Raw genomic sequence first — 7,665 nt, 5'->3', positions numbered from 1 at the left:
GTGCTGCGCCTCATGCATCCCCAAAAACAAGCAGCGGCCTGTTTATCTTTCGCCTATCATTCTTTTTCGCCCATTTCAGAGCTGCGTTTCACCCATAACTTCTGCGCCTGCGGACAGGGGTTTCCTGACCACACTCCCCCTGTGGGGCAACGGATTGTTCAACAAAAGCCACAAACACACAGCGGCCCTGATCCCGAAACTATAAACCGTTTCTGCACACAAGTGAGACAAGGCTGCTGATTGAAAATCCAATACAGCAGGGCGTAGAATCATTAAGAAGCCAAACTGGCCTCCCGTGAACTTCTACGCCTTCTAGTAACCTTGATGCCCGTCAAGATTACCGTGAGCAGCCTGTCCCCCAGCGAGTGAATCGCTGTATATGTGGTAGCAATTTGCGGGGGGCAGCGGCAATGAAACTATGATGTTGACTCATGCTTTGCTGACAAAGAATCTCTCGCAGCTGCAGAAGGTCTCCGTGGGATAAGGAGAAAATCAAAAGGCGCCGCAAAAATGCGACGCCTTCATTTTTTTCATTTTCCGGCTTGCAGGAAATTCCCGGTTGGGAATCAACCCAGCGCTTTGACCCGTGCGGTCAGGCGGGACACTTTCCGCGAAGCGGTGTTCTTGTGGTAGACGCCTTTGGTCACGCCACGCATCAGCTCAGGAGCGGCCAGACGCAGAGCGGCGGCTGCATCTTCTTTGTTGCCAGCTTCGATAGCTTCTTCAACTTTACGCAGGAATGTGCGGATGCGCGAACGGCGGGCTTTGTTTACTGCAAAACGCTTTTCGTTCTGACGTGCGCGTTTTTTTGCTTGGGGGGTATTTGCCATGTCTCTGTGACCTTATCTTCGGGTTCGTGTTTATTATGTCGGCGCAGGCCAGCCAAACCCGGATCGGATCTCGGAGTGATTCTAGCCAAGCGGGCTGCACGCGCATGTATGGCTGCGGTCTTTAATGGGATGGGCTGCAATATGCAAGCACATTGCCAAATACCTATGTGAACGCATCACGGGGGCAGCCAAACCACCGCAAAACTGCCGGGGCCAATCCCAAAGAACCACCCCGACCTTGGGAGCAGACCAGGAGGACTGGCCCCAACCGGTTACTTATCGCGGAACTGGGCTTCGCGTTTTTCCAAAAAGGCCGCCATGCCCTCTTTCTGGTCTTCGGTTGCAAACATCGAGTGGAACACCCGGCGTTCAAACAACATGCCTTCGCTCAGCGGCATCTCATAGCTGCGATTGACCGTTTCCTTGACTGCCATCGCGGTGAGCAGGGATTTTTCGGCAATCTTATGTGCCGCGCCCATGGCCTCTTCGATCAGCTTTTTGGCAGGCACCACCCGCGACACCAGACCGGCGCGCTCGGCTTCTTCGGCGCCCATGAAACGACCGGTGAGATTCATGTCCATGGATTTGGATTTGCCAACAAACCGCGTCAGACGCTGGGTGCCGCCAATGCCGGCTACAACGCCAAGGTTGATCTCTGGCTGGCCAAACTTTGCGGTTTCCGCCGCAATGACAAAATCGCACAGCATCGCCAGCTCGCAGCCACCGCCCAGCGCATAGCCTGCAACGGCTGCGATGATGGGTTTGCGAATCGCCACGATGCGATCATTCACCTGCGCAAACAGGTTGTTGGTATAGACATCGGTAAAGCTCATCTCCGACATCTCTTTGATGTCAGCACCGGCGGCAAATGCCTTTTCCGATCCGGTCAGCACAATGCAGCGCACCTTGTCGCTGGCGTCGGCTTCTTCCAAAGCAGTGCAAAGCTCGCTCACGAGCGCTGCATTGAGTGCGTTCAACGCCTCGGGGCGATGCAGTTTGATTAGACAAACGTGGTCCTGCACATCGACGTTGATCGTCTCATAGGCCATAATTATTGCTTTCGTTGTTCCGTTCAGAACCGAGTCATTACCACGACAAACATCGCATTCAAGCTATCTTTGACACTTGCCACAGTAGAAAGAGGATCGCCCCGACTGGGTGATTCTGGCAATAGTCCCGCCACACCCCTGCCGTTTGCAGGGCTCTGCCTCGCGACCATAGACATCAAAGCTGTGCTGAAAATATCCAAGCTCCCCATTGGCTTGGCGGAAATCTTTTAGCGAAGACCCCCCGGCTATGATGGCCTCCTCCAGCACCTGCCGGATGATCGGGACCAGCGCCGCAACACGGGCTGCGGCGAGTTGCCCCGCTTTGCGTTTGGGTGAAATTTGAGCACGAAAAAGCGCCTCACAGACGTAGATATTGCCCAGACCCGCGATGATTCCCTGATCCAGCAGTGCCGATTTCACCGGCGTGTTCTTACCTTTGAAGGCGGCGATCAGGTGATCTTCGTGAAAATCATTGCCTAGCGGCTCTGGCCCCAGCACCCGCAGCAGCTTGTGCTCAGCCAGGCCAGCTGTGTCGATCAGATCCATAGCGCCAAAGCGGCGCGGATCATTGAATGTCACCCGCGCGCCGTTTTCCATATCAAAGACCACATGGTCATGTTTGGCCGCCTGCGGGTGATCATGCACAAACTGCCCCAAGGGATCACCCGACACCGTCATCCGCCCCGACATACCCAAATGCACCAGCAGGGTCTCACCCCGGTCCAGTTCCGCCAGGATGTATTTGGACCGCCGCCGCAGCGCCACAACCCGCGCCCCCGTCAGCCGCTCTGCCATCCGCTCCGGAAAGGGCCAGCGCAGATCAGGCCGATTCACCTGCGCCTGCGCAATCACCGCGCCCTCCATCGAGGGCTGCAATCCCCGCATCACGGTTTCAACTTCGGGCAGTTCAGGCATTGTTCAGCTTACTTTCGGCAAGTTCCATAATCTCTCCATAGCCTTCGCAATATTTGGAAATTCTGGCAACGCCGAACCTCTTATAGCGCTGCTTTGAAACCGAAAATATCACCGGCACAGCAGCCAGCAGCACAAAGATCAGTTCAGACACCGCATCCAACCATCCATGACAGCGCAAAGAAACCAAAGCCGTGGCCCAAATGAATGAAAGATCCAGGCCAGTCGCCGCATTGGCTAATCTCTTCATCCCCGCCCCCTGCTGCATATTCGCCCAATTGTCTTCCCGGCCTTGGTCTCTATAAGAGGGGGCGGTATCGGCAGAGGCAAGTCCCCATGGCAGACAGATCAGACAGCACCACTCATTTTGGCTTTGAAACCGTCCCCGAGCATGAAAAGGCGGGCCGGGTTCAGGGCGTCTTCAATTCCGTGGCCTCCAAATATGACATCATGAATGACGTGATGAGCCTCGGGATTCATCGGATCTGGAAAGACGCGATGATGGATTGGCTGGCGCCGCGCCCGGGCCAGCGCCTGCTGGATGTGGCCGGTGGTACGGGTGATATCTCCTTTCGCTTCCTGAAGCGCGCCGGCCACGGCCATTCCACCGTGCTGGATCTCACCGCGCCCATGCTGGAAGAAGGCCGCAAACGCGCCGAGGCCGAACAGATGGCCGAGAGCCTCGATTGGGTCACCGGCGACGCCATGGCCCTGCCGTTTAAGGACAATAAATTCGACGTCTACACCATCTCCTTTGGCATCCGAAACGTCACCCGCCCGCAGGAAGCCCTGAATGAAGCCTACCGGGTGCTGAAACCCGGCGGCCGCCTGATGGTGCTGGAGTTCAGCCAGCTGCCCAACGACGGCATGCAGAAACTCTATGATCTCTATAGTTTCAACGTCATACCCCGCATGGGTAAGCTCATCGCAGATGACTACGACAGCTATCAGTATCTGGTGGAATCGATCCGCAATTTCCCGGATCAGGAGACCTTCCTGCAGATGGTGAAAACCGCAGGCTTTGCCAATGCCAAATACCGCAACCTGTCGCTGGGAATCGCGGCGCTGCATTCCGGCTGGAAAATCTGAACCATGCGCGGCCCTCATAATATCATCCGCCTGATCCGCACCGGCGCCACCATGGTGCGCACTGGCGCCATGGACGTGGTGCTGGACGCCTTTGACGCGCCCGCCCCCCTGCGCGCCCTGGCCTACACCCTGGGCTGGCCCTTTCAGTGGCTTGGCTACAAGGGCGATCCAAACATGCCCCCGGCAACACGCGCCCTGACAGCGCTGGGGCCCGCCTATATCAAATTCGGTCAGGTGCTCTCAACCCGCCCGGATGTGGTCGGCGAAGATATGGCCCAGCAATTGCGGGTGTTGCAGGACCAGCTGCCACCCTTTCCCCGCGCGGCAGCCATGGCCGAGGTTGAGCGCGCGCTTGGCCGCCCTCTGGCCGAAGTGTTTTCCGAATTCAGCGAGCCAATTGCCGCCGCCTCTATCGCGCAGGTGCATCGCGCCCGGCTGACCGAAACAGGCGAAGACGTCGCGGTCAAAGTCCTGCGCCCCGGCATTGAACGCGCCTTCAACAAAGACGTCGATGCCTTCTACTTTGCCGCCCGCATTGTTGACCTCTTTGCCCCCGGCGCCCGCCGACTGCGCCCGATGGATGTGATCGAGCATTTTGACGGGGTAGTACAGGGTGAGCTGGACCTGCGGCTTGAAAGCTCAGCCGCATCCGAATTTGCCGCCAACACCAGCGCCGACGAAGGCTTCCAACTGCCCCGTATCCGTTGGGAGGCGTCAGCCCGCCGGGTGATGACCCTGGACTGGGCCGATGGGGTGGCTTTGGGCGACAATGCCGCCCTGGACGCTGCGGGCCATGATCGCCATGCGCTCGGGGAACGGGTGTTGTCGCTGTTCCTGCGCCACGCCCTGCGCGACGGCTATTTTCACGCCGACATGCACCAGGGCAACCTCAAGGTCGCCGCCAATGGCAATATCATTGCCTATGACTTTGGCATCATGGGCCATATCGACGAATACACCCGCCGGGTCTACGCAGAGATCCTCTTTGGCTTTATCAAACGTGATTACAAACGCGTCGCCGAGGTACATTTCGAGGCCGGCTATGTGCCCGCAGATCGCGATGTCGATGAATTCGCCCGCGCCATTCGCGCCGTCGGCGAGCCGATATTTGGCATGGATGCCAGCCAGATCTCCATGGGCAACCTGCTGAACTACCTGTTCGAGGTCACCGAACGGTTCGGCATGGAAACCCGGACCGAGCTGATCCTGCTGCAACGCACCATGGTGGTGGTCGAAGGCGTCGCCCGCTCGCTGGATCCCAGGATCAACATCTGGGAAGTGGCCCAGCCCGTGGTCGAGGATTACATCAAGAAAAGCATCGGCCCCCGCGCCATTGCCTCGGATCTGATGAAAACCGCCAAGGTCATGGCCCGCTTTGGCCCGCGCCTGCCCGCCCTGATGGAACAGGCGCTGATCGCCCAATCCCAACAGCCCAGTGGCGATAAAAAGAACCGCACCTGGCAGATCCCCACTGCAGCTGGCGCGACCGCTGGGATCTTGCTGACGCTCCTCATCAGTCAGTTTCTGAGCTGAACAAGAACGGGCGCCGCAAGCACGGCGGCGCCCCTTTCATCTTAGCCAAAATACCTTGGGGTGAATGGCCCAAAGGGCCAGAGGGGCAAAGCCCCCCTACCCCGTCTCAATGTCACAGACGTTCAATCGCCAGGGCAATTCCCTGACCGCCGCCAATACACATGGTGATCAGCGCTTTGGATCCACCAATCCGTTCCAGCTCATAAAGCGCCTTCACGGTGATCAACGCGCCTGTGGCCCCAACCGGGTGACCCAGGGCAATGGCACCGCCATTGGGGTTCACCTTCGCCGGATCCAGGCCCAGCTCCTTGTTCACCGCCAGCGCCTGCGAGGCAAAGGCCTCATTGCTTTCAATAACGTCAAAATCAGAGGCCTTCAGGCCGGTTTTGGCCAGCAGGTTTTGCACCGCCGGCACCGGGCCAATGCCCATCACCTCGGGCCGTACCCCCGCATGGGCATAGCCCAGAACCCGCGCCTTGGGCTTCAGGCCTGCCTTTTCGGCCGCCTCTGCCCGCGCCATCACAAGGGCGGCCGCGCCATCATTGATGCCGCTGGCGTTGCCCGCAGTGACGCGACCGTCCTTCTGGAACACCGCCCGCAGCCCGGCCAGCGCTTCCATCGTGCTGCCTTTGGGGTGCTCATCCACTTCAAAAGGCACCATGTCGCGCTTTACCTTAACCTCGACAGGCACGATCTGGCTTTTGAAATAGCCAGCCTCAATCGCTGCCGCCGCACGGGTCTGGCTGGCGAGGGCAAATTCGTCCATTTGTTCGCGGGTAATATCGTGCTCATCCGCGACATTCTCTGCGGTTACCCCCATGTGGCCGGTGCCAAAGGGACAGTTCAGCGCCCCCAGCATCATATCCAGCGATTTCACATCGCCCATCTTGGCGCCCCAACGCTGCTGCTGCATGATAAAGGGGCTGCGCGACATGTTTTCCGCACCACCAGCCAGGGCGTAATCTGCATCCCCCAGCATCAGCGACTGAATACCCGAAACCAGCGCCTGTGCCCCCGAACCACAGAGCCGATTCACGTTCATCGCTGGCGTGCCATGGGGCACGCCCGCCTGCATCGCCGCCACCCGCGACAGGTACATATCCCGCGGCTCGGTGTTGATCACATGACCAAATACCACATGGCCGATCTGTTCCGGGTCAACGCCAGAGCGCTCCATTGCGGCCTTTGAAGCCACTGTCGCCAGATCAATAGGCGCGGTATTGGCAAGCGCGCCACCAAAGGTACCAATTGCGGTGCGGGCACCATCCAGAATGACGATATCAGTCATGATCTCTCTCCTCACGAGTCAGTTGCGCGTATTATGCAGATGCAGCATGCGCTGTCTGCCCCTGACGGGCCTAGTGCACAGCTGAACGTCCCGTCATTGACAAATTGCCTCAGGACCCGCAGGACATCTGTTATGACGGAAAACCCAGACGATATCCTGACCCTGCTGCCCTCCCGCCTGAAAGAGGCCCGCCGCGCCCAGGGGCTCAGCCTAGAAGCCGTGGCTAATCTCTCGGGTGTCAGCCGCTCGATGGTCAGCCAGATCGAACGCGGCGAAAGCTCCCCCACCATTGCGACGCTGTGGAACCTCACCCGGGCGCTGCAGGTGGATTTTGCCGGCCTGTTGGAATCCGGCGACCAGCAGGACCACATCGAGGTTTTGCGCGCCGTTGATGTACCCAAGATCGAAAACATCGGCGAAGGTTGCCGCATCCGCATCCTGTCGCCGCCGGAAGAAGCCGGCGGGCATGAGGTCTATGACATTCGGTTCGACAAAGGCGGCGCCCTGACCAGCCAGCCCCATACCCGCGGCGCGATGGAACAGCTGACGGTTCTGGACGGCGAGATCGAGGTCACATCCGGCAGTGCCAAGGATAGCCTACAGGCTGGCGACACCGCCCGCTACGCTGCCGACGTGGGCCATGCGATCACCGCACCCAATGGGGCAGCACGGGTTTTTCTGATTGTGAAGAACGCATGAGTGACCTGCTCTAGCTTAATATCGAAGCCGAGTTCAGCAAGAGTGATTTAGCGCTTGTTGAAGCAGGAGGCTCAACCTGGCGATTGTCTTCGTATTCTTCTGCTTTCTCTTTTGTCGAATTATGAGCAGCGCAGTATTTGGCACCCCTCTAACAATTTGAACAAGCGCGCCCTCCGAAAGCAGGCCGGGCGCCGCCTGGAGGTGCCGCCTAGCACGACCTTTGATTTGTAGTTTCACGCCCACCCAGAGTCAGGCAGGATCCTTT

8 protein-coding genes are annotated in these 7,665 nt (G+C 58.6%); 3 read left to right on the top strand and 5 right to left on the bottom strand.

Annotation, left to right across the window (positions count from 1 at the left end):
- Positions 1 to 566: 566 nt before the first annotated feature.
- From rpsT to JZI28_RS20705, 4 genes are all read right to left on the bottom strand, one after another.
- The gene (gene rpsT, locus JZI28_RS20720; RefSeq protein ID WP_295449956.1) at positions 567 to 830 is read right to left on the bottom strand and encodes a 30S ribosomal protein S20; all 264 of its coding nucleotides are present in this window, start codon (positions 828 to 830) and stop codon (positions 567 to 569) included.
- A gap of 272 nt (positions 831 to 1,102) precedes the next feature.
- A complete protein-coding gene (locus tag JZI28_RS20715; RefSeq protein WP_375698814.1) occupies positions 1,103 to 1,879 on the bottom strand; it encodes an enoyl-CoA hydratase in 777 nt (258 codons plus the stop codon).
- Between the two features lie 63 nt (positions 1,880 to 1,942).
- Positions 1,943 to 2,794 carry a bifunctional DNA-formamidopyrimidine glycosylase/DNA-(apurinic or apyrimidinic site) lyase gene (mutM, locus tag JZI28_RS20710; RefSeq protein WP_375698813.1) on the bottom strand — a complete coding sequence of 284 codons (852 nt, stop codon included), beginning with the start codon at positions 2,792 to 2,794 and terminating at the stop codon, positions 1,943 to 1,945.
- The gene (locus JZI28_RS20705; protein ID WP_348151569.1) at positions 2,787 to 3,041 is read right to left on the bottom strand and encodes a hypothetical protein; all 255 of its coding nucleotides are present in this window, start codon (positions 3,039 to 3,041) and stop codon (positions 2,787 to 2,789) included. The genes mutM and JZI28_RS20705 overlap by 8 nt, the downstream gene beginning before the upstream one ends.
- Positions 3,042 to 3,127: 86 nt before the next feature.
- Here JZI28_RS20705 and ubiE point away from each other — a divergent pair, with 86 nt between their 5' ends.
- Both ubiE and ubiB read left to right on the top strand, forming a co-directional pair.
- Entirely contained in the window at positions 3,128 to 3,880 is a 753-nt protein-coding gene (gene ubiE / locus JZI28_RS20700) for a bifunctional demethylmenaquinone methyltransferase/2-methoxy-6-polyprenyl-1,4-benzoquinol methylase UbiE (RefSeq protein ID WP_375698812.1), read from the top strand.
- 3 nt (positions 3,881 to 3,883) lie between these two features.
- Positions 3,884 to 5,413 carry a 2-polyprenylphenol 6-hydroxylase gene (ubiB, locus tag JZI28_RS20695; protein WP_375698811.1) on the top strand — a complete coding sequence of 510 codons (1,530 nt, stop codon included), beginning with the start codon at positions 3,884 to 3,886 and terminating at the stop codon, positions 5,411 to 5,413.
- Between the two features lie 112 nt (positions 5,414 to 5,525).
- On the opposite strand, the gene JZI28_RS20690 is transcribed toward ubiB, so the two are convergent.
- Positions 5,526 to 6,701 carry an acetyl-CoA C-acyltransferase family protein gene (locus tag JZI28_RS20690; protein ID WP_353396236.1) on the bottom strand — a complete coding sequence of 392 codons (1,176 nt, stop codon included), beginning with the start codon at positions 6,699 to 6,701 and terminating at the stop codon, positions 5,526 to 5,528.
- A gap of 132 nt (positions 6,702 to 6,833) precedes the next feature.
- Between JZI28_RS20690 and JZI28_RS20685 the strand changes: the two genes are divergently transcribed.
- Positions 6,834 to 7,400 (top strand): helix-turn-helix domain-containing protein, encoded by a 567-nt coding sequence (locus JZI28_RS20685; RefSeq protein ID WP_375698810.1) that lies wholly within the window; start codon positions 6,834 to 6,836, stop codon positions 7,398 to 7,400.
- Positions 7,401 to 7,665 lie beyond the last annotated feature (265 nt).

Source organism: Pseudophaeobacter sp. TrK17 (assembly GCF_042192375.1).
GTDB lineage: Bacteria > Pseudomonadota > Alphaproteobacteria > Rhodobacterales > Rhodobacteraceae > Pseudophaeobacter.
The sequence above is the reverse complement of the archived record's forward strand: the minus strand, read 5'-3'. Positions and strand labels throughout refer to the sequence as shown.

Bases quoted from the DNA above. Each gene is read 5' to 3' on its own strand.
- JZI28_RS20705 (WP_348151569.1), bottom strand. From the start codon at position 3,041: ATGAAGAGATTAGCCAATGCGGCGACTGGCCTGGATCTTTCATTCATT.
- mutM (WP_375698813.1), bottom strand. From the start codon at position 2,794: ATGCCTGAACTGCCCGAAGTTGAAACCGTGATGCGGGGATTGCAGCCC.
- ubiB (WP_375698811.1), top strand. From the start codon at position 3,884: ATGCGCGGCCCTCATAATATCATCCGCCTGATCCGCACCGGCGCCACC.
- JZI28_RS20690 (WP_353396236.1), bottom strand. From the start codon at position 6,701: ATGACTGATATCGTCATTCTGGATGGTGCCCGCACCGCAATTGGTACC.
- ubiE (WP_375698812.1), top strand. From the start codon at position 3,128: ATGGCAGACAGATCAGACAGCACCACTCATTTTGGCTTTGAAACCGTC.
- JZI28_RS20715 (WP_375698814.1), bottom strand. From the start codon at position 1,879: ATGGCCTATGAGACGATCAACGTCGATGTGCAGGACCACGTTTGTCTA.
- rpsT (WP_295449956.1), bottom strand. From the start codon at position 830: ATGGCAAATACCCCCCAAGCAAAAAAACGCGCACGTCAGAACGAAAAG.
- JZI28_RS20685 (WP_375698810.1), top strand. From the start codon at position 6,834: ATGACGGAAAACCCAGACGATATCCTGACCCTGCTGCCCTCCCGCCTG.